At 34.7% G+C, this 24,194-nt stretch carries 22 protein-coding genes; 9 read left to right on the top strand and 13 right to left on the bottom strand.

Going from position 1 to position 24,194, the window contains the following annotated elements; all coding sequences use genetic code 11:
• Window positions 1-22 precede the first annotated feature (22 nt).
• From PGH12_RS11860 to PGH12_RS11815, 10 genes are all read right to left on the bottom strand, one after another.
• Window positions 23-661 carry an outer membrane beta-barrel protein gene (locus tag PGH12_RS11860; RefSeq protein WP_267596714.1) on the bottom strand — a complete coding sequence of 213 codons (639 nt, stop codon included), beginning with the start codon at window positions 659-661 and terminating at the stop codon, window positions 23-25.
• Entirely contained in the window at window positions 645-1,460 is an 816-nt protein-coding gene (locus tag PGH12_RS11855) for an ABC transporter ATP-binding protein (RefSeq protein WP_267596715.1), read from the bottom strand. The genes PGH12_RS11860 and PGH12_RS11855 overlap by 17 nt, the downstream gene beginning before the upstream one ends.
• On the bottom strand, window positions 1,460-2,212 hold the full coding sequence (locus PGH12_RS11850; RefSeq protein ID WP_047443524.1) for an MlaE family ABC transporter permease: 753 nt from the start codon (window positions 2,210-2,212) through the stop codon (window positions 1,460-1,462). Before PGH12_RS11850 ends, PGH12_RS11855 begins: the two co-directional genes overlap by 1 nt.
• Window positions 2,213-2,240: 28 nt before the next feature.
• Window positions 2,241-3,611: an exopolysaccharide biosynthesis polyprenyl glycosylphosphotransferase gene (locus PGH12_RS11845; protein ID WP_267596716.1), complete on the bottom strand. Its 1,371-nt coding sequence runs from the start codon at window positions 3,609-3,611 to the stop codon at window positions 2,241-2,243.
• Between the two features lie 40 nt (window positions 3,612-3,651).
• Entirely contained in the window at window positions 3,652-4,281 is a 630-nt protein-coding gene (locus tag PGH12_RS11840) for a 7-carboxy-7-deazaguanine synthase QueE (protein WP_267596717.1), read from the bottom strand.
• 6 nt (window positions 4,282-4,287) lie between these two features.
• Window positions 4,288-5,172, bottom strand: coding sequence for a bifunctional 5,10-methylenetetrahydrofolate dehydrogenase/5,10-methenyltetrahydrofolate cyclohydrolase (locus PGH12_RS11835; RefSeq protein WP_267596718.1), 885 nt, complete (start codon window positions 5,170-5,172; stop codon window positions 4,288-4,290).
• Between the two features lie 32 nt (window positions 5,173-5,204).
• The gene (locus tag PGH12_RS11830; RefSeq protein ID WP_267596719.1) at window positions 5,205-5,495 is read right to left on the bottom strand and encodes a type II toxin-antitoxin system RelE/ParE family toxin; all 291 of its coding nucleotides are present in this window, start codon (window positions 5,493-5,495) and stop codon (window positions 5,205-5,207) included.
• A complete protein-coding gene (locus PGH12_RS11825) occupies window positions 5,485-5,703 on the bottom strand; it encodes a hypothetical protein (protein ID WP_267596720.1) in 219 nt (72 codons plus the stop codon). The genes PGH12_RS11830 and PGH12_RS11825 overlap by 11 nt, the downstream gene beginning before the upstream one ends.
• A gap of 41 nt (window positions 5,704-5,744) precedes the next feature.
• On the bottom strand, window positions 5,745-7,385 hold the full coding sequence (gene pgi, locus PGH12_RS11820; RefSeq protein WP_267596721.1) for a glucose-6-phosphate isomerase: 1,641 nt from the start codon (window positions 7,383-7,385) through the stop codon (window positions 5,745-5,747).
• A 230-nt stretch (window positions 7,386-7,615) separates the two neighbouring features.
• Window positions 7,616-8,539: a DUF4349 domain-containing protein gene (locus PGH12_RS11815; protein WP_267596722.1), complete on the bottom strand. Its 924-nt coding sequence runs from the start codon at window positions 8,537-8,539 to the stop codon at window positions 7,616-7,618.
• Between the two features lie 202 nt (window positions 8,540-8,741).
• Here PGH12_RS11815 and PGH12_RS11810 point away from each other — a divergent pair, with 202 nt between their 5' ends.
• Entirely contained in the window at window positions 8,742-10,100 is a 1,359-nt protein-coding gene (locus tag PGH12_RS11810; RefSeq protein WP_267596723.1) for an acyl-CoA dehydrogenase family protein, read from the top strand.
• An 82-nt stretch (window positions 10,101-10,182) separates the two neighbouring features.
• Here PGH12_RS11810 and PGH12_RS11805 read toward each other — a convergent pair whose 3' ends face one another.
• From PGH12_RS11805 to lon, 3 genes are all read right to left on the bottom strand, one after another.
• Window positions 10,183-10,560 (bottom strand): MauE/DoxX family redox-associated membrane protein, encoded by a 378-nt coding sequence (locus PGH12_RS11805; protein ID WP_267596724.1) that lies wholly within the window; start codon window positions 10,558-10,560, stop codon window positions 10,183-10,185.
• 111 nt (window positions 10,561-10,671) lie between these two features.
• A complete protein-coding gene (locus PGH12_RS11800) occupies window positions 10,672-11,784 on the bottom strand; it encodes an AI-2E family transporter (RefSeq protein ID WP_267596725.1) in 1,113 nt (370 codons plus the stop codon).
• 70 nt (window positions 11,785-11,854) lie between these two features.
• Complete coding sequence (gene lon / locus PGH12_RS11795) at window positions 11,855-14,260, bottom strand: endopeptidase La (protein WP_267596726.1); 2,406 nt, start codon at window positions 14,258-14,260, stop codon at window positions 11,855-11,857.
• Window positions 14,261-14,516: 256 nt separating this feature from the next.
• Here lon and PGH12_RS11790 point away from each other — a divergent pair, with 256 nt between their 5' ends.
• The 8 genes from PGH12_RS11790 to PGH12_RS11755 all read left to right on the top strand — a co-directional run bounded on the left by PGH12_RS11790 (window position 14,517) and on the right by PGH12_RS11755 (window position 24,165).
• Window positions 14,517-16,658: a SurA N-terminal domain-containing protein gene (locus tag PGH12_RS11790; RefSeq protein ID WP_267596727.1), complete on the top strand. Its 2,142-nt coding sequence runs from the start codon at window positions 14,517-14,519 to the stop codon at window positions 16,656-16,658.
• Between the two features lie 129 nt (window positions 16,659-16,787).
• Entirely contained in the window at window positions 16,788-17,738 is a 951-nt protein-coding gene (locus tag PGH12_RS11785) for an MlaD family protein (protein WP_267596728.1), read from the top strand.
• A gap of 8 nt (window positions 17,739-17,746) precedes the next feature.
• A complete protein-coding gene (locus PGH12_RS11780; RefSeq protein ID WP_267596729.1) occupies window positions 17,747-19,081 on the top strand; it encodes a 4Fe-4S dicluster domain-containing protein in 1,335 nt (444 codons plus the stop codon).
• Between the two features lie 132 nt (window positions 19,082-19,213).
• Window positions 19,214-19,999, top strand: a complete 786-nt coding sequence (locus tag PGH12_RS11775; protein WP_267596730.1) for a (Fe-S)-binding protein — start codon at window positions 19,214-19,216, stop codon at window positions 19,997-19,999.
• A 32-nt stretch (window positions 20,000-20,031) separates the two neighbouring features.
• On the top strand, window positions 20,032-21,168 hold the full coding sequence (locus tag PGH12_RS11770) for a hypothetical protein (protein WP_267596731.1): 1,137 nt from the start codon (window positions 20,032-20,034) through the stop codon (window positions 21,166-21,168).
• 25 nt (window positions 21,169-21,193) lie between these two features.
• Complete coding sequence (locus PGH12_RS11765; protein WP_267596732.1) at window positions 21,194-21,682, top strand: hypothetical protein; 489 nt, start codon at window positions 21,194-21,196, stop codon at window positions 21,680-21,682.
• An 84-nt stretch (window positions 21,683-21,766) separates the two neighbouring features.
• The gene (locus tag PGH12_RS11760; RefSeq protein WP_267596733.1) at window positions 21,767-22,909 is read left to right on the top strand and encodes a glycosyltransferase; all 1,143 of its coding nucleotides are present in this window, start codon (window positions 21,767-21,769) and stop codon (window positions 22,907-22,909) included.
• Window positions 22,906-24,165: an MATE family efflux transporter gene (locus PGH12_RS11755; protein WP_267596734.1), complete on the top strand. Its 1,260-nt coding sequence runs from the start codon at window positions 22,906-22,908 to the stop codon at window positions 24,163-24,165. The genes PGH12_RS11760 and PGH12_RS11755 overlap by 4 nt, the downstream gene beginning before the upstream one ends.
• Window positions 24,166-24,194 lie beyond the last annotated feature (29 nt).

Genomic DNA, 24,194 nt, shown 5'->3' with positions numbered 1-24,194 from the left:
TTTATATTAAGAATAAAATAAATTAGAATTTATATCCTAAACCAAGCATAAAAAGGCTTGATCTGTTGTCATAATCAATCTCCTGATTAGAGCCTGCAACACTGTTGATGAATTTTCTCTGATCTTTAGAAAAAGCACCTTCATATTTTGCAGAGATGATCAGTTTTTTAATCTCACTCTGGAAACCTAACTGATATCCTACTGTAAATTCTTTAGCATCAACTTTCTGAACAAAGCTACCAAAGTTATCACCTTTTGCCAGATTAAAACTTCCTACAGGTCCGGCATACGCGCTAAGAAGATCTCCCAAAACATTAACTCCAACTAGAACAGGAACGTCAATTCTACTGCTTTTAGCTTTAATAGTTGTTGCTTCAGCACTAATTTCATTCGCGACAGTAACTTCATTACTGAAATTGCTGTAATAAACCTCCGGCATTAAATACAAAGCAGTCGGCAAATCTATCTTCATTGATAAACCAATGTTGAAACCGGTAATGTTTTTTCCTTTTTGCTCTACGGCATTTGTAGCGGCGGTTTTAAGGTTTTTCCAAGATGCAGAGCTTGTCGGTATCAGTACATTCGCTTTTGCTGCAAGTGAAATCTGAGCAGATGCAATTACTGAAAAACTTAATAATGCGATACTAGCTATCTTTTTCATTGTCTTCTATTTTAGTGATTGTATTTTCTACGTTTTTGTTATTTTCGAGTAAATATTCTCGCAATTCTTTAAATAATTCTGATGAATAAACAAAGTCAATCAGATTTTTATTACCTGCGGTAATTAGAATATCTTTATTACCTTCCCACTCTTTAATACCCAATCGTAGATAAACAATTTTCTCACCGATTGTCATTACTGAGTTCATATCGTGAGTGTTAATAATGGTTGTTGTATTATATTCTTTTGTAATTTCTAACAATAAATCATCAATTACATTTGATGTATAAGGATCTAATCCCGAATTGGGTTCGTCACAGAATAAGTATTTAGGATGATTTACGATAGCTCTTGCAATGGCAACACGTTTCTGCATTCCACCAGAGATTTCCGAAGGGAATTTTCGGTTTGCTTTATCTAAATGTACACGCCCGATCACTTCAAAAACTCTTCTTTTCTTTTCTCGAAAAGTTAGATTTGTAAACATATCCAGAGGAAACATGATGTTTTCTTCCACCGTCAAAGAATCAAAAAGTGCACTTCCCTGAAAGAGAGTTCCGATTTCTGAACGGAGTTGTTGCTTTTCTTCTCTGTTCATTACATTGATGTCTCTTCCATCAAATAATATTTCTCCTGAGGATGGCTGATAAACGTTTAAAAGACTTTTCAGGAATACGGTTTTTCCGGATCCACTTTGTCCGATAATCAGGTTTGTTTTGCCTTTTTCAAAATTCGTTGAAATTCCTTTGAGCACTTCAACATCACCAAAACTCTTTTTAAGATTTTTTACCTCAATCATCAGCTTAATATTAATTGTGTTAAGATTAATTCGGAAATAATGATGAAAACCATCGTCCAAACCACCGCTTGCGTACTTGCTCTACCTACTTCTAATGAACCTCCTTTTACAAAATATCCGAAGTAAGAAGGAACCGTTGCAATTACAAATGCAAATACAATGGTTTTAGCAAATGCGTAATAAATAAAAAGATTTGGCATATACATTTGAATCCCGGTAATATAATCTGCTGTAGTCCAGTTTCCGGTAAGCATTCCTGCGATATAACCACCGCCAATACCGAAAACAATGCTGATTGCAATCAAGATCGGATTAAAGATGAGGCAGGCAATGATTTTAGGTAAAATTAAAAAGTTGGGCGAGTTGACTCCCATAATATCCAGCGCGTCAATCTGTTCAGAAACACGCATTGTACCGATAGTTGATGCGATATAAGATCCTACTTTTCCGGCAAGAATTAAACTGATAATTGTCGGCGCAAATTCAAGAACTAAAACAGCCTTGGTTGCATATCCTACAAAAGATGTTGGTATGGGAAATGATGATGCATCAAAATTATTAAACATCTGAATGGCAACAACAGCACCCACGAATATGGATGTGAAGGTTACCAATCCAAAAGAGTTGACGCCCAAATCATTGATTTCTCTCATAAATAACTTCCAGAAAACTCTCATTTTCTGGGGTTTCTGTAGAGATTTACCGATCAGGATCATATATTCACCTATGGCTGTAAAAAACTTTTTTAACATTCTGCTAAATTAGACTATTTTATTTATTTTATTTTGCATTTTTATCACCAACTATTACCAAGCCAATGGTTTTTAAGATGATAACGAGATCCATTACAAAACTCCAGTTTCTGATATAGAAAGCGTCTGCAAGAATGCGTTTGTTCATTTCTACGTCTACATTTCCGCTGTCTCCGCGAAGGCCGCTTACCTGTGCCAAACCAGTAATTCCGGGACTTGCCAGACTTCGCAAAGTATATCTTCCTATTTTCGGTTTATAATAATTATCAACTGCAAGCATATGAGGTCTTGGTCCTACAACAGACATTTCGCCTTTTAATACATTTATAAACTGTGGCATTTCGTCTAAGCTCGTTCGTCTTAAGAACTTGCCGATCCCTGTGATTCTTTTGTCGTTTTCAGCGGTGGTTTTTGTTGACGATTCTTCATTTAAAACCATTGTTCTGAATTTTATACAGTTAAAGACTTCTTCATGAAAGCCATATCGTTTCTGTACAAAGAAAACAGGACCTTTTGAGCTGCTTTTAATCAACAATGCAATCAAGGGAAACAACCATGAACAAATCAAAACTAAGACCAATATAGAAAATACAATGTCAAAAGTACGTTTTAGCAGAAATGTGGAATAGTAGTCTAAAGGATATTTAACTTGATTTAAAACTGGTTGAGTTTCTATATAACCCAGATCAAAAAAGAAATAGTCGTTTTGAGAGATATTCGGAATTAATGAAATATGTACTTTGTGTGCTTCTGCCAATCTGAAAATTGCATCTGTTGTGTGATCTGAAAAAGGATTTTCTGTCGGTATAAAGAGAGTGTGAATACCGTTTGATTTCCAGAATTTTATCAGTTCATCTTCTTTAATTTCGTCTGAATTGTAGTTGAAGATTTTATATCCGTAATCCTTTCTTCCTTTTAGAATATCTTTCAGGGTTTTTGTAGAATCGTCTTCATATAAAAACATTACATTTCTGTGGTTGATACCCAAAGAACGAAGATATTTAATAATAAAATAAACAATCGATTTGACGACGATAATCGATGAAAACAGATATAACGAAAACCAGGTAAGTTCTGAACTGAAAAACTGATTATTACTCACTTTTCTTATCAAAATTAGACCAATTACAAACAGAAGTAGATGAATGATCACCCGCTCCACAAAAGTAATAAAAGTGAGATTTCTTGCAATGTTATAGATCTTCGTTCTTCCGCTCAATAAGATCCAAAAGGAACATATAAGAAGGAGTAGAAACGAATTTTGTGACATAAGTTCGTCATTTCTGAACAAGTCAGGATTTTGGCTGACGAAATACAATATGAAAATACCTGCAATCACCAAAAGGTCGAGCAGGATAATAATTGATTTTAAATATCTTGAATACCGAATTCTTTGCATCTATCGAAAATGTAGGAACAGAGGCTAAATTAAGGAAATTTTACGGGATATTAAGATATTTGTGGGTCTGAACTGATGCCTGCCAACGCGGATTTGCAAGGATGAAGTCTGTAATTTTAGGGTAAATTTCATCCCTTTTACTCCATTCACTCTGAAGATACAATTTGCAGTTTTCTGAAACTTTAGCAGCCTGCTCTTCAGCAAATTTTAGATCATTATTATTAAAAACGATCATTTTCAATTCGTGAGCCTTTTGATAAATTTCTTCTTGAGGTAAACCTGTTTTCTTGGGTGAAAGTGTAATCCAATCCAGTTGACCGCTCATCGGATATGCTCCCGAAGTTTCTATGTGAACTGTACATCCCAGCTCTTTTAACTTCCCGGTTAATACATCAAGATTCCACATTAATGGTTCTCCGCCTGTTAAAACAACGATTTTGCAATGTTTTGCAGCGGTTTCTGCAATTTCCTCAGCATTCATTAAAGGGTGAAGCATGGGATCCCAACTTTCCTTCACATCACACCAATGGCAGCCGACATCGCAACCGCCCAATCTTATAAAATAAGCTGCTTTTCCGGTATGCGCACCTTCCCCCTGAATAGTGTAAAAATGCTCCATCACCGGGAGCATTTTACCTTCTTTTAATAATATATCTTCTACTAAATCCATTTTAAATTAGTCATTATAGACCGAAGTTTTGTAAGCAATAATGGTGTTTTTCATCAACATTGCTCTTGTCATGGGACCTACGCCTCCAGGAACCGGAGTAATCCAGCTTGCTTTTTCTGCACAGCTGTCAAAATCTACATCGCCTGCCAGATAATACCCTTTCGGAGAATCGTCATCCACTCTTGTAATTCCTACATCTACGATTACTGCTCCGTCTTTGATCATTTCACCTTTTAAGAAGTGAGGATCTCCTAAAGCGGTAATTACGATGTCTGCCTTTTTTGTATATTCTTCGATATCTTTTGTGTAAGAATGCGTAAGTGTCACCGTAGAATTTCCCGGGAAATCTTTTCTGCCCATCAAAATACTCATAGGTCTTCCTACGATTTTACTTCTACCAATGATCACACAATCTTTACCTTTTGTTTCAATATTGTATCTTTCCAATAATGTTAAAATTCCGAAAGGCGTTGCAGGTAAGAAAGTATCCATTTCTAAAGCCATTTTTCCGAAATTTGTAGGATGGAAACCGTCAACATCTTTTCTTGGATCGATTGCGTTGATGATTTTCTCCTGATCAACCTGGTCTGGTAAAGGTAATTGAACGATAAAACCGTCTACAGATTTATCTTTATTAAGTTCCTCAATTTTTTCCAATAATTCAGATTCAGAAACTGTGCTTGGAAATTTAACTAAGCTAGATTGAAAACCAACTTCTTCGCAGTCCTTTACTTTAGCATTTACATAAGCCTTGCTCGCTCCGTTATTTCCAACAAGAATCGCAACCAAATGAGGTGCCCTTCTTTTGCTTTCTAAGATTTTATCAACTTCAACCTTGATTTCTGCTTTTATTTCTTTGGAAACTTTTAATCCGTCAAGAATTTCTGCCATTTTTACTTTTATTACTTTTTATTATTAGATTTCTAAGGATAGTTTTCCGGATTTTGATGAGTGCAAAAAACGGAAAGTACAAAAGCCTTTTTTGCTACTTCATCAATCCAAAATAAAACAATGTAGGGATACTTTGAAAAAGGTAAGAATCTTACATTGTTATATTTTTTTTCAAAAAAAGGATTCAGCCGAATTTTTTTATAAGAATTCGAAAGTTGTTTCTTAAATGATTTTGCTGCTGACTTCGAAAAATGATTATAATATTGAATAGCATCGTCAATTTCTATTTCTGCTTTTGGAGATAAAACAATTTTATATATCATATTTTTCAGAAATCTTTTTTAAAGACTCTTCAGCGTCTACATAAGTGCTTTCATCTTCTGCTAATCTTTCATCAATTAATCTTTTCATTTCATCCGTCAAGTCAAGCTCATCCTCATTTTTTTCAAAGCTAATCTTCATTTTTTTTAAAAAAGTTTCCACAAAAGTTTCTTCTTCCTTGTTATTTAGGTTAATGATAATCTGTGTCATGTCTTTTATTTTTAATCAAAATTAATGAAAATCCCTAAGACTTATTTGTTTGATTTATAATAATTAATCAATCCATTCGTAGAACTGTCATGCGAACTGATTGCTTCACTATTCTCCAATTCCGGCAATATTTTATTGGCCAAAACTTTACCTAATTCAACACCGAACTGATCAAAGCTGAAAATATTCCAAATCACACCCTGAACGAATATTTTGTGTTCGTACATCGCAATCAATTGGCCTAAAGAAAATGGAGTTAATTCATTGAAAATGATCGAGTTTGTCGGAGTATTTCCATGGAAGACCTTATAATTTAATAAGAAATCAATTTCCTCGTCAGGTTTTCCGGCAGATTTTAATTCTTCCTCAACTTCATCTTCAGTTTTTCCGAACGCAAGTGCTTCTGTTTGAGCAAAAAAGTTAGCTAACAATTTATCCTGATGATCAGAAACGTGGTTCGGACTTTTTGCATATGCTATAAAATCAGCAGGAATCAATTCAGTTCCCTGATGAATCAATTGGTAGAAAGCGTGTTGTCCGTTTGTTCCCGGCTCACCCCAAATAATTGGTCCCGTTTCATATTCTACAAACTCACCATTTCTGTCAACACATTTTCCGTTGCTTTCCATGTCGCCTTGCTGTAGATAAGCTGCGAATCTGTCCAGATATTGTGAGTAAGGAAGAATTGCATAGGTAGTTGCTGCGTAAAAATTGCGATACCATATTCCTAAAAGTCCCATCAAAACAGGAACGTTTTCGGAGAAGTCTGCTGTTTGAAAATGCTGATCCGTATTTTCAGCTCCTTTTAATAATTGTTCAAAATTTTCATATCCAACAGAAAGAACGATGCTTAAACCAATGGCACTCCAAAGTGAATATCTGCCGCCAACCCAATCCCAGAATTCGAAAATGTTTTCTTCTGCAATTCCGAAGTCTTTAACTGATTGAATATTAGTAGATAAAGCCACAAAATGTTTTGCCACATCTTCCTGTTTTCCTGCTTTTAAGAACCAGTCTTTCGCAGAGTTGGCATTCGTCATCGTTTCCTGAGTCGTAAATGTCTTAGAAGCAATAATGAATAAAGTGGTTTCTGGATTTAAATCTTTTACAACTTCAGCAATATGATTACCGTCTACGTTAGAAACGAAATGCACATCTAATCTTGTTTTAAAATGTTTCAAAGCCGAAACTACCATCACAGGTCCCAAATCTGAACCTCCGATTCCTATATTCACAACATCGGTGATCTCTTTTCCGCTGAAACCTTTGTGATTTCCTGATATAATATTCTCAGAAAAAGCTTTCATGTGATCAAGAACTCGTTTGATCTGAGGCTTAATATTTTCACCATCTACCAAGATTTCTTTATCAGAAAAATCCCTCAAAGCGGTATGTAAAACTGCTCTTCCTTCTGTTTCGTTGATCTTATCGCCAGAAAACATTTTAGAAATAGCATCTTTCAACTGACATTCTTCTGCTAAATTTAAGAAAAGCTCTTTGGTTTTGGCATTTATTAAATTTTTAGAATAATCGAAAAGAAAATTTTCTCCTTTTAAAGAAAATTCATTGAAGCGTTCTGTATTATATTGGAAAAGGCTTCTCAGTTCAAGATCGTTGTTGGCGAAATGATCTTCAAGTGCTTCCCAGCTTTTTGTCTGTGTAGGATTTATTTTTGATAACATATGAAATAGTGATTGCAAGATTTTAAAGAATTTACATTAAGTAAATTCTCAGATAATATTTGTTATTATTGAATCTACAAATTTACGGAATTTTCGCACAAAGAAGTTAATTGTTGATTAAAAATAGACTTCCCGAAAATCTGAAATTGGCTTACATAAGGAAAATTTAAAACAAAAATCTCTGCAAAACTGCAGAGATCAAAATTATATTTATATGAATAACCCGAAAGTTAGGATGCCGTATTTTGTTCTTCAAAAGTCTGATTAACTTTCTTTTTAGATTGATTTTTTCTATAAAAGTAAAATCCCAGTCCTGCAATTATAAGTATCGGCCAAATCATAATTAACCCAACAATTATTCTTTGGATTAAATAATAGCCTTCCACAAAAGCGTTTTTTGCACTGTAGAAAAAAGCGAACTTATATTTATTGTCAATATTGGTTGTGTTTGTCACAGCAATCTCCGCAACACGAAGTTGTGGTTCTTTGATGAAAATGTCAACCGTACTATATTTAAGGTTGTCGTTAATATCCAAATTGGCGAGCTTTTGTCGATTTTCTTCAGACATATTATCATCACTCAGTTTTACTTTATCTTTATTTGTTTTAAGCTCAGAAATATTTTCCCCGGTTTTCTCAATTCTTTTTCCTTCCAGTTCTGCATATTTGATATTTGAGGTCACATCTTCCGCATTGATAATTCTTACATTTAGAAAAAGCTTTTTATTATTGATGAGTGTTAATAATTCTCCCAGCTTTTCCGTAGGAACGCGCACCTGCATAGAATTTTCAGTTTGATATTTTTTCACAAGTGTTGCTTCTTCATTGGATGTATTGAAGGTCTCTTCCGAAACTACATTACTTCGCAAATTGCTGTTACTCACAAAGCCTCCTAACTCCTGAACTGATTTTTCGATCGAAATTGTGGCTTCATAAACATCTTTAACTTCCATATCCAAGTTCGCAGTTTTGATGAACTGCTTGTCTTTTACCTTCATGGTCGCTACAGAAGAAATATCCTCAGAGACTACCGCTGCAGAATCGGCACTTGTAGAAAGTGAGTAGTCATTTGCGCTTGCTTCTCCTTTTTTACATGAATAAATTCCTAATAAAAGAATTGTGGCCAGTGGTAATTTGATGTAAGTAGTTTTCATATTTAGATTTTTTTAATGTTTGCTTACCTCAAAGTTCGTAAGGAATCAATCGTAATGTTTGAAAATGACAGGTAAAAGGCTTGTAAATGATTTTTCAGTTTAAATTATTAAAAATCAACACTTTGTAAAATTCAGTTTGTATAGGATGTGGTATTCGGATTGATTTTTGCTTGGTTTTTACAAATTAAATCACACCACTATTATGTCTACTACTTTTTCCAAAATCAGAAACGCCATAGAATTGTTTAAATCAATCGATTTTGATCAGTTGGGTGAAATTTCACAAAAAGTAAATCTTCCAAAACTGATGGAAAATTTTTCTAAACTCGATGATAAACAGTTGAGCGGAATGATGAAAATGCTTGATCCGAATAAAAAGAAGAAAGAACTTCCCGTAATAGATGGTGATTTTTACGATATTTATCATACGTTGACTCCCGAGCAGCGAGAAGTTCAGTCTAAAGTGAGGGAATTTATGGAAAAAGAAGTGAAACCTTTGGTAAATCACTACTGGCTGAGAGATGAATTTCCGCACGAATTAATTCCCAAATTTCAGAAATTAGATATTTGCGGTGTTACGTATGAAGGTTACGGTTGCAAAGGAATGCCTTTTTTAATGGAAGGTGTCATTGCAATGGAAATGGCACGAGTAGACGCATCTATTGCTACGTTTTTCGGAGTGCAATCTGGCTTGTCGATGGGATCAATCTACATTTGCGGCTCGGAAGAACAGAAACAAAAATGGCTTCCTCAAATGCAGAAATTTGAAAAAATAGGAGCTTTTGGATTGACAGAACCTGAAGTAGGATCCGGCGCGGCTGGAGGTTTGACGGTGACTTGCAAAAGTACTCCTGAAGGCTGGATATTGAACGGACAGAAAAAATGGATTGGAAATGCCACTTTTGCAGATTTAATTATAATTTGGGCAAGAGATCTTGATGATGGTGAAGTGAAAGGTTTTATAGTTGAAAAAGATAATCCGGGATATTCAGTTGAGAAAATAAAAGGAAAAATGGCGCTTAGAATAGTGCAAAATGGATTAATTACTTTGAAAGACTGTATCGTAACAGAGGAAAACAGATTGCAGAACGCCAATTCATTTAAAGACACCGCTAAAGTTCTGAGAATGACAAGAGCTGGAGTCGCGTGGATGGCAACTGGTTGTGCAAGAGGAGCTTATGAAAGTGCTTTAGATTATACGAGAAAACGAGAACAATTCGGGAAGCCTATCGCTTCTTTTCAGATGATTCAGGGACATTTGGTAGAAATGTTGTCTAATTTAACAGCAATGCAGACGATGGTTTTCCGACTTTCTGAAATGCAGGATGAGGATATTTTGAAGGATGAGCACGCTTCTTTAGCAAAAGTTTTCTGTACGATGAGAACCAGAGATATTGTCTCCAGAGCGCGAGAAGTATTGGGCGGAAACGGAATTCTGCTTGAGTATGATGTGGCAAGATTTGTAGCCGATGCCGAAGCAATCTATTCTTACGAAGGAACAAAAGAAATCAATTCACTCATCGTCGGAAGATCAATTACGGGATTTAGCGCATTTGTATAATAAATGGTGAATTGCGAATTTTGGTTTGCAAGTGAATTTTACATTAACGAGCAAAGCGAATTGACAATTCACCATCCACTTTTTATTTAACTAAAGCTTTATATTTTTCTGAATTATCAATAATCATCCAAAGGTTAATTAAAAATAAAACTCCTGAAATTGCCATTCCTGTGGTAGACTTGTCTATTGTAAAATTGTGAAGAATAATACCAACCATTATAGGTAAAATGATGATTGCGCCTAAAGCTCTTGTTTTTTGGAAGATAAACAATAAGCCGCCAACAATTTCTACGGCTCCGACTAAAGGCATTAACCAACTGATTTCTTCGAATGCTTCAAAAAGCTTCATTTGTTCAGGAGTAGGTTTTGGCATCGGCATATAGTTAAGGAATTTGTTTAAACCGGCATTGATAAACATTAATCCAAACAATAAACTGATAATGAATTTTATAATTTTCATGGTATTGATTTTTATCAAATTTAAATAAAAATTTAATTCATTGATGAAAACTTAGATAAATTTTAAATCAGAATGTTAATTTATCATTACCAATTCCTTATTGTTCATCTTCTAATCCATCTCTTTCAAAGTAATATTCTTAGATATTTTATAGCTTTTCTTTTTCTTATTCGGCTTCTCATCTTCTCCCAAAAGTCGTCCCCAAGGCTGTAGTCCTTCCACTCGTTCAAAAATAATTTTAATAATTGCTATTGCCGGAATACAGAGAAACATACCCGAAATTCCCCAAAGATGTTCTCCTATAAGAATTCCGATAAATGAAAAAAGGGCATTGATCTTTACTTTGGAACCTACAACAAATGGAAGAACAATATTTCCGTCAATTACATGAACAATTACATAGCCGATCGCAACATAAATGCATGTGGAAACCGTGCCGGTCGCAAACGCTATAAAGCATGAAATGAGAAGCGAAATACAGATTCCTATGTATGGAATTACGTTTAATAATCCGGTTAAAACGCCTAATAAAATTGCATATTTTACTCCTAAAATAGTTAGAACCGTTGTGGTAAGAACTGATACAATAATGATTTGAAGACAAAGACCGATGATGTATCTTTTGGTCATGATTCTTACTTCAGAAACCACTTCCTGTACGCTTGCTTTGTGCTTTTCATTAAATACATTGACGATAAAGTTGTTTAAAATTCTTCTGTAATTTAAAATAAAAATGAAGAAAAGAATAAAAAATGCTAAAAACCCCAAACTTGACGAAAAAATACCGAACGTGAATCCCAAAATTATCCCTGATGAAGATAAAATCTTATTTAATCCCTGATCGAGATACGTAAACTGCTCATCAATTTTTACATTAAAAGTGCGTGAAACCCATTTTTGCAGATCGTGAAAAACAGTGTTAAACTGTTTTGTAAGTTGCGGAATATCTCTGCTGAAGCTTGAAATCTGGGATCCGAAAAAATAGATGAGCCCTGTTAAAATGACAAGCATCATCGTAACAGAAATTATAGTAGAAATTGATCTTGGAAATCTGAGTTTTTTCTCAAAAAAATTAGCAATTGGCAAAAAAAGCATTGCCATCAAAAAAGCTAAAAAAAACGGAGCTAAAATACTCTGCCCGAGGTTGATAAGATATCCTATTCCGATGATTGAGATTACAGCAAGTGCAAGTTTCAGAAGAAAAGGAATTTTAAAGAAATTCATGATAAAGTTTTTCCAAACATAACAAAAACCTCACCGTTATGATGAGGTTTTGTATATTATTAATAAAATTTTATTTTTCGATCGCGAGTTCCAGAACTTCGGTCATCCAGTTTACATAGTTTACTTTCAGGTTTTTAAGATAATCCTGCTTTATTTCTTCCACATCTTTTCTGTTCGCTTCACATAAGATCACTTCTTTAATTCCTGCTCTTGTTGCGGCCAGCAATTTTTCTTTAATTCCGCCTACAGGAAGCACTTTTCCTCTTAAAGTAATTTCTCCTGTCATCGCCAAATGAGGCCTTACTTTTTTATTTCTGAATGTAGAAACCATTGACGTCAGCATAGCAATTCCGGCAGAAGGTCCGTCTTTCGGTGTTGCGCCTTCAGGAACGTGAACGTGAATGTTTTTCTTTTCCAAATCATCCTCAGAAATTCCTAAATCTTCGTGTTTCGCTTTTATATATTCTAATGCAATCGTTGCAGATTCTTTCATTACTGTTCCCAAATTTCCGGTCATGGTGAGATTTCCTTTTCCGGTGCTGGTAATGCTTTCTATAAATAAAATGTCTCCTCCAACACTTGTCCAGGCCAATCCGGTTACAACACCGGGAACGTCTGTTAATTCAGATAAACTTTTCGGCCTCGGAACACCGAGAATTTCATCTACTTTTTCAACCGTGATTTTTGCATCATAATCTTTTACCATAGCAGTTTGCAGGGCGACCCAACGAGCAATTCCTGCGATTCTTTTTTCTAAAGATCTCACACCGCTTTCAGATGTGTGTGCTTCTATAATATGTTTCAGCTCGGGATTTCCGAGTTTGAAAGACTTTGCCGTCAAACCGTTTTCATCCTGCTGTTTTTTAATTAAGTGTCTCTTGGCGATTTCGATTTTTTCCTCTAAAGTGTAGCCTGCAATCTGGATGATTTCCATTCTGTCCAAAAGCGGCGTTTGAATAGTTGAGAGAGAGTTTGCAGTAGCCAGAAACATTACTTTAGACAAATCATAACCCATTTCAAGGAAATTATCGTAGAAAGCGTTATTCTGTTCAGGATCAAGTACTTCAAGTAAAGCTGAACTTGGGTCGCCATGCATTCCTTTTCCTACTTTATCAATTTCATCTAAAACAATCACAGGATTTGAAGTTCCGGATTTTTTAATAGATTGAAGGATTCTTCCGGCCATCGCACCGATGTAAGTTTTTCTGTGACCACGAATTTCACTTTCGTCATGCAATCCACCCAAAGAAACACGTACATATTTTCTTCCCAAAGCATCAGCAACTGATTTTCCTAAGGAAGTTTTACCAACTCCCGGAGGCCCTACCAGTAATAAAATTGGGGATTTCATGTTGTTTTTCAGCTTCAGAACAGCCATATGTTCCAAAATTCTTTTCTTGATGTCTTCTAAGCCAAAATGTGCTTTATCTAAAACTTTTTCAGCTTTTTCGATGTCAAAAGTGTCTTTAGTAAAGGTTTCCCAGGGAAGATCTGTGAAGAAATCCAGATAATTTCTCTGAACGTTGTAGTCTGGAGAATTTGGGTTCTGGCGTTGAAGTCTTCCTATTTCTTTTTGAAAATGTTCTTCAACTTCAGGTTTCCAGTTCTTATTTTTTGCCTTTTGCAGTAAATCTTCAACATCACTTTCCGGGCCGCCTCCCAATTCGTCCTGAATAGTTCTGATCTGCTGGTTAAGGAAATATTCTCTCTGCTGTTTGTCGAGATCTTTTGAAGTTTTCTGATGAATCTGATTTCTCAATTCTAATTTTCTGAAATCTTCATGCATCATTTCGTAGCACTTATTGGCTCTTTCCATCAGGCTTTTCTCCTCAAGCAGTTTTTGTTTTTCTGAATAAGGAAAATTAGCGTTTGTGCAGATAAAATTCAATAAATCATCGTTGTTATTGATGTTTTTAATCGCAAAATTGGCTGCGTTTGGAATGTTCGGATCAAGCTCAATAATTTTTAGAGCTAAATCTTTTACATTTTCAAGTAAGGCTTCGTATTCTTCTTTATTTTTGGCCTTAGAATCTTTCAGTCTCGTAATTTCACCTTTAAAATAAGGTTGATTACCTGTGATTTTTTTTATTTTAAATCTTTGAAAACCTTTTGTAATTGCAGTAACATTTCCTTCAGGAAGTTTGATGATCTTGATGATCTTCGCCAGAGTTCCGATCTGATAAAAGTCTTTTTCTGAAGGCTGTTCGATGTCAGAGTTTTTCTGACTTACAATTCCTATTAAATCACCGTTTTGCTGAGCTTCCTCAAGAAGTTGGATGGATGTTTTTCTTCCTGCAGTAATAGGAATTACGACGTTCGGAAACATGACCATATTTCTCACCGGAAGGATCGGGAAAATAATCTGTTCAGAATTTTTCTGACTTTCGTCTATATCTGAAAGATTGATTTCTTCGGCTACAATATCGAAGCTTTCGCCTAAGATTTCATCAAAATTTATATCTTCAAATTCTGTCATAATAAGTTGAATGACAAATTGTCATTTATAGTTTAAATCGTTAAAGGATAAATCAAAATATGTTTAGAAAATGCTTTACATATGATGTGTACCTAATTTTCGCAATACCTATGCCATTTGTTTTTTCATAAGAAATACGGTCAAAATTTCCATTTTATATGTATTTGAATTTTAAAAATTAAAAAACCATCTTATATTTCTGTAATTTCTTAAAAATGTGTATTTTCGCACACTGATATAAAAACTATATTATAAAATGGCAATTTTAGGACAGATTAGGAGTAGACCTTGGCTTTTGATGGGAATGATCGCATTGGCGCTTTTAGCGTTTTTGGTAAACCCGGAAAGTCTCGATAAAGTTTTTGGGAAAAATCCTGATGTTTTAGGAAAAGTAAATGGTGAAAAAATTACCCGTGAGGAATATAATGACCAGCTTTTCATACTACAGCAACAAGCTGAGCAACAGCAACAGCCAAAAAGCGGACTTGAAGAGCAGGCTTGGCAACTGCTTGTGCAATCAAAGCTGGTAAAGCAGCAATTTGAAAAAATGGGATTTGAAATGACAGACGATCTGTTCTGGAATCAGATTCAGTATGATCAGATGTTTGCTCAGAATCAACAGCTTTTTGATGAAAAAGGAAATTTCAAACTTCAGGAACTGAAGAAAGAGATCGAAACTTTACAAAGCACAAACCCGCAAGGTTACAGCCAGTGGTTGAAAACCAGAAAAACAATTGAATACAGAATCATGGCAAGACAGGTATTTGCAAATGTTTCTACAGGAATTACTACGGGCAAAAAAGAGGCAGAAGAATTAATGAAAGAACGAGATCAGCTTGCTGATATTGATTTCGTGAAAGTTGATTACGCATCTTACCTTCAGAAAAATAAAATTAAAGTTACGACTGACGATTTAAAACAGTATATCGATAAGCATCCTATAATGTTTAAAACTGAGCCTAGCAGAAATCTTGGAATTGTGTTTTTCCCTTCACAGCCAAGTCCTGCGGATGATGCTGCTGTTTTGAAAGATATTACGAAAATTTTCTCAGTAGGAACAGACGAAAGTGGTGGGAAAGAAAACTTCATGAACACTACAAACGATTCTATGTTTGTAATGGCAAATTCTGATATTCCTTTCAATAATCAATACGTTCCGGCTAATCAAATGCCGCAAGGTTTACAGGGTAAAATTGAAACGGCTACAGTAGGACAAACTTTTGGTCCGTATAAAGAACAAAATTTATATGTTGTTTCTAAATTAGTTGATAAAAAAGCTTCAGATTCTACTTTGTCTAAGCATATTCTGATTTCTTATAAAGGTGCAGAAAGATCTACAGCAACAAGAACAAAAGAACAAGCGAAGAAAATTGCTGACAGTTTGATGGCAGTTATTAAAGGTAATCCTGCGAAATTTGCAGAAGGTCTTAAATTATCTGACGAGCCAAATGCTGTTGAAAGAAACGGAAGTGTTGGCTGGACGACTCCTCAAAGCCAATTTGCTCCTCCATATTTAGCTTTCCTTGCAAACAATGCTAAAGGTGCTACTGGTTTGACTGAAACAAGTTTTGGTTACCACATCATCAATGTTGAAGATAAGAAAGCTGGTACAATGGGTTACAAAGTAGCTCACTTAGTAAAGACAATCAAGCCTTCTGATGCTACAGAAGCAGTTGTAGATAAAAATTCAAGAAGATTTATTCAGCAGGTTCAAGGGAAATCATTCAATGATTTTGTGAATATTGCTAAAAAATCAAACTACCAATACTCAAATGCAAAATCTGCAAAGAGATTTGACGGTCAGTTGCAAGGTTTAGGAACTGAAAAAGATGCAGAAATCCTTACTTGGGCTTTTGATAAGAAAAGAGAGAAAGGAGATTCTGAAATTTTTACAGTTGACGGTACAGGAGATAAAATCGTTGTTTACTTAAACGGAAAACAGGAAAAAGGTCTTGCTGATCCTGAATCTGTGAGAGATCAGATCGAGACGATCGTAATGAATAAGAAGGCTGCGAAAATGATTTCTGATAAAATTGGAAAACCTTCAAGCCTGGATCAGATTGCAAAAACTTTCGGAACAACCAAGCAGTCTGCACAGGTTAATTTGCTTAATCCATCTGTAGCAGGTGCGATGGAACCAAAAGTGGCAGGAGCTGCGTTCGGTGTTAAGAAAGGAGCGATTTCAAACGTTATCGAAGGTGGAACAGGAGTTTATGTTTTAGTTAAAAAGAACGAAAGCATGAATAAACAGCCGGGAGATGCTAAGCAATTCACAGAATCTGTTACTCAGAGAAATGCAGGGATGTTTGGGCAGGCTTGGCTGAAGAGTTTACAAGATAATGCAGACATCGACGATTACAGAATCGAAATCTGGAGCAAACTTGGAAATCAACAATAAGATATCCAAAATCAACAATATAAAAAGTGGCAGAGTTTTTGCCACTTTTTTTTGTGTTTAACCCATAGCAATTCAGAAAAACATTAATTTAAATGTACTATATTTGCTAAATTAGAAAAAATATAAAAAGTGAAGTTCAGTAAAGAATTAAAAGCTGGTTTAATAGCGATCTTAGCTGTTGTCGGCTTTGTCGTTTTGTTCCAATTCATGAAAGGCAGAAGCCTTTTTACTACCGATAATATATTTTATGCAAAATATGATAACGTTGAAGGTCTTACGCAGTCATCACCGGTCTCAATTAATGGGTTAAAGGTCGGTCAGGTAGACAAAATCACACCACAGACATCAAAAGACGGTAAAATTCATTTTATCGTTAAAATTACTGTTGATGATAATTTTGAATTTTCTAGAAATTCAAACCTTGAAATTTTTGAGCCAAGTTTAATGGGAGGTAAAGAGATGAGAGTCAATTTATTTTACGGCGGTCCTACTGCAAAAGATGGCGATACTTTAAAAGGTGCTTTCAAATTAGGAATGATGAATAGTCTTTCTTCTCAGGTTGGTCCGGTAAAGGATCAGCTACAAACTGTTTTACACAGAGTAGATTCTTTGATGGCAAATGCTAATCAGGTGATGAACGAACAAAACAGAGAAGAGATCAAGATTTTGCTTCATAACCTTAATAAAACCGTTGGTGCTTTAGAAACAACGGCGGGAAGTGTAAATACATTGGTTGGGAATAACGATCCGAAACTTCAAAGAGTTCTTGATGAGGCGAGTCTTACAATGAAGAGCGGTAAAGTCACGTTAGACAAATATGGTAATTTAGCAGAAAGTATTGATACGCAAAAGTTGAATGCTACAATTGCTAACTTAGATAATACAGTTGGCCAACTTAATAAAGTTGTTTCAGGAATTGACAGAGGCGAAGGAAGTCTTGGTAAAATCATGAAAGATGACCAATTATACAACAATCTGAATGCGGCATCTACTAATCTGAATTCTTTGATTGAAGATTTGAAGGCCAATCCTAAGAAATATGTTAATTTTTCGGTATTTGGTAAGAACAGTAAAGACTAATTATCCTTATGCAATATCTTGACAATATTATTTTTCTGATTCTTTTAGTTGCGGGTTTTGGGTTATTCGGAAAAAGCCTTCTTAAGATTTATAGAAATATCAGATTAGGAAAAGAAATCAACCGTAGCGACAGAAAAGCTGAACGTTGGGAAACAATGGCTCGTGTAGCAATGGGACAAAGCAGAATGGTGAAAAGACCTGTAGCAGGTATTCTTCACCTTTTTGTGTATGTAGGTTTCGTGATCATTAATATCGAACTAATCGAAATTATTGTCGACGGAATTTTTGGAACTCACCGTTTTCTTGCGACCATTTTCGGACACACATTTTACAATATATTTACAGCGACTCTTGAAGTTTTAGCAATTCTTGTGATCATCGGTGTGGTTTTGTTTTTCATCAGAAGAAATTTTTACGGAGTTAAAAGATTGACGATGAAGGAGCTTTTTGGATGGCCAAAAAACGATGCCAACTGGATTTTAATTATTGAGTTCGCTTTGATGGTCTTCTTCTTCACTATGAATTCATCAGATTTGATTTTGCAACAGAGAGGTGTTCTGGCTGAGCATGGAAGTTTTCCTATTAGTCAAATGACATTAGTTCCATTTTTTGATATATTCAATTTTGATAGTGGTTTCTTAGTTTTTGTCGAAAGAGCTGCATGGTGGTTACATTTTGTTGGAATCCTTTTCTTCATGAATTACCTTTATTATTCTAAACATTTACATATTATTTTAGCGTTTCCAAGCACTTGGTATGCGAACTTAAATTTGTATGGAAAATTCAATAATTTAGATTCCGTTACAGCTGAAATCAAATTAATGATGGATCCTAATGCAGATCCGTATGCTGCTCCGGCAGAAGGTGCTGTTACAGAAGCTCCGTCAAAATTTGGCGCAGAAGATGTTTTTGATTTGAATCAGGTTCAGCTTCTGAATGCTTATTCTTGCACAGAATGTGGTCGTTGTACTTCAGTTTGTCCTGCAAACATTACAGGTAAAAAACTATCTCCGAGATTGATTTTGATGAAAACCAGAGATCGTTTGGAAGAAGTTGGAAGAAACATCGACAAGAATGGAAAATTTGAAGACGACGGTAAGAAATTACTGAACGATTATATTACGAAAGAGGAACTTTGGGCTTGTACAACTTGTAATGCCTGTACAGAGGCTTGTCCGGTTTTGCTTGATCCTTTATCTATCATTTTTGAAATGAGAAGATTCCTGGTAATGGAACAGTCTGCGGCTCCACAAGAGTTGAATTTGATGATGACAAATGTGGAAAATAATGCTGCACCATGGCAATACAACCAGGCCGATCGTTTGAATTGGGCAAAAGACTAATTTATTTGTTAATTTGTAATTATGGCTAAGTAACAATTAATTTAATATTGTTCATTGTTGTTATAAAAATTTGCAAATGTGGTAATTTGAAAATTAAATCAATTATCAATCAATACTTATCATTAATAAATCATGGATTTCACTATAAAAACAATGGCAGATTACGCTGCCGAAGGAAAATCACCTGAAGTTTTATTTTGGGTTGGCTGTGCCGGAAGTTTTGACGACAGAGCAAAAAAAATCACCAAAGCATTCTGCAAAATTCTGAACAAAATCGGAGTTGATTTCGCTGTTCTCGGTCAGGAAGAAAGCTGTACAGGTGATCCCGCAAAACGTGCAGGTAATGAGTTTGTTTTCCAGATGATGGCAATGACGAACATTGAAGTTCTCAACGCTTACGAGGTTAAGAAAATTGTTACGGCTTGTCCACATTGTTTCAATACCTTAAAAAATGAGTATCCAAGTTTAGGAGGCAACTATGAAGTAATTCATCATACTCAGTTCTTGAAGCAATTGATGGAAGATGGAAGGCTGAAAATTGAAGGTGGAGCTTTTAAAGGAAAAAAAATAACATTCCACGATCCTTGTTATCTTGGAAGAGCAAATGGTGAATATGAAGCACCAAGAATGCTTTTGGAAAAACTAGATGCTGAACTTGTCGAAATGAAACGCTGCAAAGCCAACGGTTTATGTTGCGGAGCAGGAGGAGCACAAATGTTTAAAGAACCTGAAAAAGGTGATAAAGATGTGAATATCGAAAGAACTGAAGAAGCATTGTCTTTTGAACCAAAAATTATCGCTACAGGCTGCCCGTTTTGTAATACAATGCTGACTGATGGCGTAAAGCACTTCAACAAAAATACTGAGGTAGAGGTCAAAGATATTGTTGAGCTTTTAGCTGAGGCAGAAGATTTGTAGAAGAATAGAACTTCGTCTTTATAGTATCTGTGATGAAAGCAAAGTGGGGAATTTCTTTTTTAGTGATGCTTTCAGCATTGGCTTTTCTTACGATTAACAGCTATAAAAATAGAATTTACGACTGGGATTTGCCGGGCTATCTAGCGTGTTTATATTCTTTAGATTACCCGAATTCTTCAGAGAAAGTACATCTTCTAACTTATCATTCTATAAAAAAGGAGGCTTCTGCTCAGCAATACAAAGATATATCGGGACTTGTTATTCCCAATAAAGCAATTCAGTTTTTTGAAAAAAATGCACAAGGTTTAGAAGAGCAGATTCCTTATTATAAGATAAAGGTAGGTTATAATTTTGTTGTTTCTATATTTTATAACTTAGGTGTATCTGGGCCACATTCTGTGTTATTGGTTAGTATTTTTTCTTATTTTTTCTCTGGTTTCGTGCTATTTTGCATATTTAAAGTAATTTTTCCTGAAAATTACATTTTAGCTCCGTTATTAACATTAGGAATTCTTTTATTGCCAACTGCGAGATTCATGTCAAAAAGCCCAAGTCCGGATATGCTGGGTTTTGTTTTTTTGCTACTTTTCATTTTGGCGATCATCAAAAAATTGAATCATTGGATAATTTTTTCCATTTTACTTATTACCGTATTGATTCGACCCGATTATATTATTTTTGCACTGACTTATCTCTTCATGCAGATTTTGTTTAAATTCATTAAATTAAATAAAAACATAGATCTAAGTAGTATTTTTCAGGGTGTATTATTAGCAGGAATTTATTTATGCATTGTAAATTACTACGAATATCCAGGCTGGAAAGATCTGTTTTACGACACTTTTATTCAAAGAAGACCACTCATTTCAGCACAATTGCCGAATTTTTCTTTTAATGATTATTTAAATATTCTTTTTAATAAACTGATCAATTTTAAAAAAGTTAGTCTCGCATCAACAGCTATTCTTGGGATGATATTTTATTTTTCGAGAAATTTATGGGTGAGAATGATTTCGGTTTTTCTTTTTGCAAATATTTTTATAAAATTTTTAATATTCCCGGACTCGGCGAGTGTAAGATTCTTTTTTGGCTTTATTATTTTGCTTTTTGTGGTATTAATGTATTCACTGAGCGAAAGGTATAATGGGTTTAAACTCAACAGAAATTAGTAATTTTGTATTCAAATAAATTAAAATGAAAATCGAAGAATCAAATATAGTTGAAGCCGAAGATTACAGAGTGATTATTTATCCTGCGTCAAGATCTTTCACAACAAAAGAAGCAAAGGTAATTACTGAGAAACTGTATGACTTTCTTGCAGGATGGGCAGCTCATGGTAAACCGCTTTCTTCTTCATTTAAAATTGAAAAAAATCAATTTATCATTATTTGTGTGGATGAAGAGAAAGAAATGGCTTCAGGATGCAGCATCGATGCATTGGGGAAAATTATGCGGGAAATTGACGAAGAATATCAATTGGAATTATTTGACAGAATGAAGGCGAGTTTTCTTGAAAACGGTGAAGTAAAAACCCTTAAACTTATAGATTTTAAAAATAAAATAAGAAGTGGGGAATTATCAAAAGATATTGATGTTTTCGACTTTTCAAAAAATACTTATCTTGAATTCTTAGGAAATTTCCTTTTGCCTTTTAACAGAAGTTGGGCGGCCGGGATCAAATAATTTCAGATTAAAAATATTATCATTTCCTCTATGTTTCCTTATTGCTGAAACTTACGAGGATTTTTTTGTCAAGATACTTTTGAGATGTCAAAAATTCTGTTTTTAACTACTGCACACCATTACAATGATGACCGCATCTTTTTTCATCAGGCAACAGCGCTTGTAAAAATGAATTATGAAGTGAAAATATGCAGTCTGTCATCAGATTTTATAGGCGAGATCAATAGTATTCAAATAGAATCCATAGTTGCTTTAGAAAAGTCTTCTGCATATAAAATCAATAAGTTGCTCGGAGTTTGCGAGTCTTATCAACCAGATTGTATCATTTGTTCAGAACCAATTCCCGTGTTTGCGGCCTCTAAATTTCGCAAAAAGAAGAAGGTGACCATCATTTATGACATTACAGAATGGTATCCCGCGATGTCAATGCTTCGGGATTTTAATCCTGTAAAAAAGCTCGTACAGGGAGTTAAATTTTTTCTGATTCAGTTGTATGCAGGTTTTTTGAGTAATCATTTTATATTCGGGGAAGAAACTAAGAAATTTCCTCTATATTATTTTTTTCCTTTTAAGAAATCAGTGACGATTCCGTATTATCCTGATGAAAAATATGTTTTACAAAGCAAAAAAAGCTTTAGATCTGAAAATATTACACTGTGTTATACGGGAGCCATTTCAGAAGATAAAGGAATAGGACGTTTTTTTCGAGCCGTTGACATTCTGAAAAAGCGTAATCCGAATCTGCAAGTAAAAATATTGATTGTAGGATCTGCAAGAAAAGCGGAAGATGAAATCTATTTTTCAGAATTACTTTCCAGATATTCTTTTAAAAGTATTGAAATAAGAAAACCTGCTGCTTACGAAAAATTCTCAGAATCATTCTCTGACGCAGATATTTGTTTCGACCTGAGAGCCTTTAATTTTGAAAATCACCACTCGCTGCCGATTAAATTATTTTATTATCTGGGAGCCGGAAAACCGGTCATTTACTCAAATTTAAAAGGTATCAGACAACATATTTCACCTTTTGATTTCGGCTTTCTCGTCGATCCGGAAGATGCTGAAGCAATCGCTGATTATATAGAAAAATATATTAAAGAGCCTAAACTTTATAATCTTCATTCAGATAATGCAGTAAAATCTTTTCAGGAAAAATATAACTGGAATGTTATACGAGATACTTTTGTTAAATTTATCTCTAAATCGCTCCCTAAAAACACAGAATGAAGCAGCTAAAAGTTGTTCAGACATTTCTTTCCCGTTTTCTGATTCTCCTTCTGAGCTTTGGCTTAGTAATTTTTTCTACCAACATGTGGGGCAGCGAGGGAAAAGGAACGATCTCAATAGTGATCGCAAATGTTGCCATCGTGAGTTTCTTCAGCAGTATTTTCTCGGGAAGCAGCGCGTCCTATTTTGCGAGTAAATTTGAAATAGAACAGATTCTTTCATATTCGTATCTCTGGTCTATCGTAACGGGGTTTACCATTCCGTTAATTTTCAGTTTTACATCGATTGACCATCATTTTTTGTTTTATTTGATAGCAATTTCTATTTTATCATCTTTACTTGCGACCAATGTCAGCCTTTTTGTAGGTACGCAGAATATTAAACTTTTTAACTTGTACACCGTGCTGCAGCAGCTATTGCATGTGGTTTTTCTTGCAGTTTTAATCTATTTTGTGGATATAAAAGATGTTTCTGTATACTTTTTGGCTCAGATATTTTGTCTGGCTGTTTTATCTTTAATTAGTTTTTATCAAATCACAAAAAAAAGCAGATTTTCTGAGTTTAAATTTTCCGCATCTGAATTTCGCAGCATGTTTGAATATGGTTGGAAGACCCAGTTGAGCGCATTTATTCAGTTTTTGAATTACAGACTTTCTTTTTATTTTTTAGAATATTTTCAAGGAATTACAGCGGTAGGAATATTTTCTATCGGAATTACGTTTTCTGAAGCAATCTGGACGATCACTCGAAGTATTGCGGTGGTGCTTTATTCTGAAGTCGTCAACAGCAAAAATCTACAGGAATCGGTCGAAAAAACAAAATCTTCCCTTAGACTTTCGGTTTTATTAATGTTTGTATTCATTTGTGGAATTATCATTATTCCCGCTCAGTTTTACAAGATGATTTTCGGAAGTGAGTTTGGCGAAACCAAACTAATAATGCTGCTTCTTTCACCAGGAATTTTTGCAATTGCAGTCAGTGACATGATAGGATATTTTTTTTCAGGAATAAGAGAACTCAGAATTCTGAATATTAAATCTATTGTAGGATTAATCATCACGGTTTTGCTTTCTTTTCTTGTGATTCCGAAATGGGGAATTGTAGGAGTCTGTATAGTTACAACAACTTCCTACTGCGCTTCCGCAGCAATACTGTTCTGGAAATTTTACCGAACAAATGATTTCAGTTTTAAAGATTTTATGTTTTCGAAAAATGAGATTATGTTTTTTTTGGAGAGATTTAAAAATAATAAGTGAGTTCCGAAAAGTCAAAAGGTAATTTCCTT

The sequence above is a fragment of the Chryseobacterium sp. CY350 genome, assembly GCF_027945075.1.
Classification (GTDB): domain Bacteria; phylum Bacteroidota; class Bacteroidia; order Flavobacteriales; family Weeksellaceae; genus Chryseobacterium.
The sequence above is the reverse complement of the archived record's forward strand: the minus strand, read 5'-3'. Positions and strand labels throughout refer to the sequence as shown.

Bases quoted from the DNA above. Each gene is read 5' to 3' on its own strand.
- PGH12_RS11840 (WP_267596717.1), bottom strand. From the start codon at position 4,281: ATGGATTTAGTAGAAGATATATTATTAAAAGAAGGTAAAATGCTCCCG.
- PGH12_RS11855 (WP_267596715.1), bottom strand. From the start codon at position 1,460: ATGATTGAGGTAAAAAATCTTAAAAAGAGTTTTGGTGATGTTGAAGTG.
- PGH12_RS11800 (WP_267596725.1), bottom strand. From the start codon at position 11,784: ATGAATTTCTTTAAAATTCCTTTTCTTCTGAAACTTGCACTTGCTGTA.
- PGH12_RS11765 (WP_267596732.1), top strand. From the start codon at position 21,194: ATGAAAATCGAAGAATCAAATATAGTTGAAGCCGAAGATTACAGAGTG.
- PGH12_RS11760 (WP_267596733.1), top strand. From the start codon at position 21,767: ATGTCAAAAATTCTGTTTTTAACTACTGCACACCATTACAATGATGAC.
- PGH12_RS11815 (WP_267596722.1), bottom strand. From the start codon at position 8,539: ATGAAAACTACTTACATCAAATTACCACTGGCCACAATTCTTTTATTA.
- PGH12_RS11850 (WP_047443524.1), bottom strand. From the start codon at position 2,212: ATGTTAAAAAAGTTTTTTACAGCCATAGGTGAATATATGATCCTGATC.
- PGH12_RS11810 (WP_267596723.1), top strand. From the start codon at position 8,742: ATGTCTACTACTTTTTCCAAAATCAGAAACGCCATAGAATTGTTTAAA.
- PGH12_RS11825 (WP_267596720.1), bottom strand. From the start codon at position 5,703: ATGACACAGATTATCATTAACCTAAATAACAAGGAAGAAGAAACTTTT.
- PGH12_RS11860 (WP_267596714.1), bottom strand. From the start codon at position 661: ATGAAAAAGATAGCTAGTATCGCATTATTAAGTTTTTCAGTAATTGCA.
- pgi (WP_267596721.1), bottom strand. From the start codon at position 7,385: ATGTTATCAAAAATAAATCCTACACAGACAAAAAGCTGGGAAGCACTT.
- PGH12_RS11835 (WP_267596718.1), bottom strand. From the start codon at position 5,172: ATGGCAGAAATTCTTGACGGATTAAAAGTTTCCAAAGAAATAAAAGCA.
- PGH12_RS11845 (WP_267596716.1), bottom strand. From the start codon at position 3,611: ATGCAAAGAATTCGGTATTCAAGATATTTAAAATCAATTATTATCCTG.
- PGH12_RS11770 (WP_267596731.1), top strand. From the start codon at position 20,032: ATGAAAGCAAAGTGGGGAATTTCTTTTTTAGTGATGCTTTCAGCATTG.
- PGH12_RS11805 (WP_267596724.1), bottom strand. From the start codon at position 10,560: ATGAAAATTATAAAATTCATTATCAGTTTATTGTTTGGATTAATGTTT.
- PGH12_RS11790 (WP_267596727.1), top strand. From the start codon at position 14,517: ATGGCAATTTTAGGACAGATTAGGAGTAGACCTTGGCTTTTGATGGGA.
- PGH12_RS11755 (WP_267596734.1), top strand. From the start codon at position 22,906: ATGAAGCAGCTAAAAGTTGTTCAGACATTTCTTTCCCGTTTTCTGATT.
- lon (WP_267596726.1), bottom strand. From the start codon at position 14,260: ATGACAGAATTTGAAGATATAAATTTTGATGAAATCTTAGGCGAAAGC.
- PGH12_RS11780 (WP_267596729.1), top strand. From the start codon at position 17,747: ATGCAATATCTTGACAATATTATTTTTCTGATTCTTTTAGTTGCGGGT.
- PGH12_RS11830 (WP_267596719.1), bottom strand. From the start codon at position 5,495: ATGATATATAAAATTGTTTTATCTCCAAAAGCAGAAATAGAAATTGAC.
- PGH12_RS11775 (WP_267596730.1), top strand. From the start codon at position 19,214: ATGGATTTCACTATAAAAACAATGGCAGATTACGCTGCCGAAGGAAAA.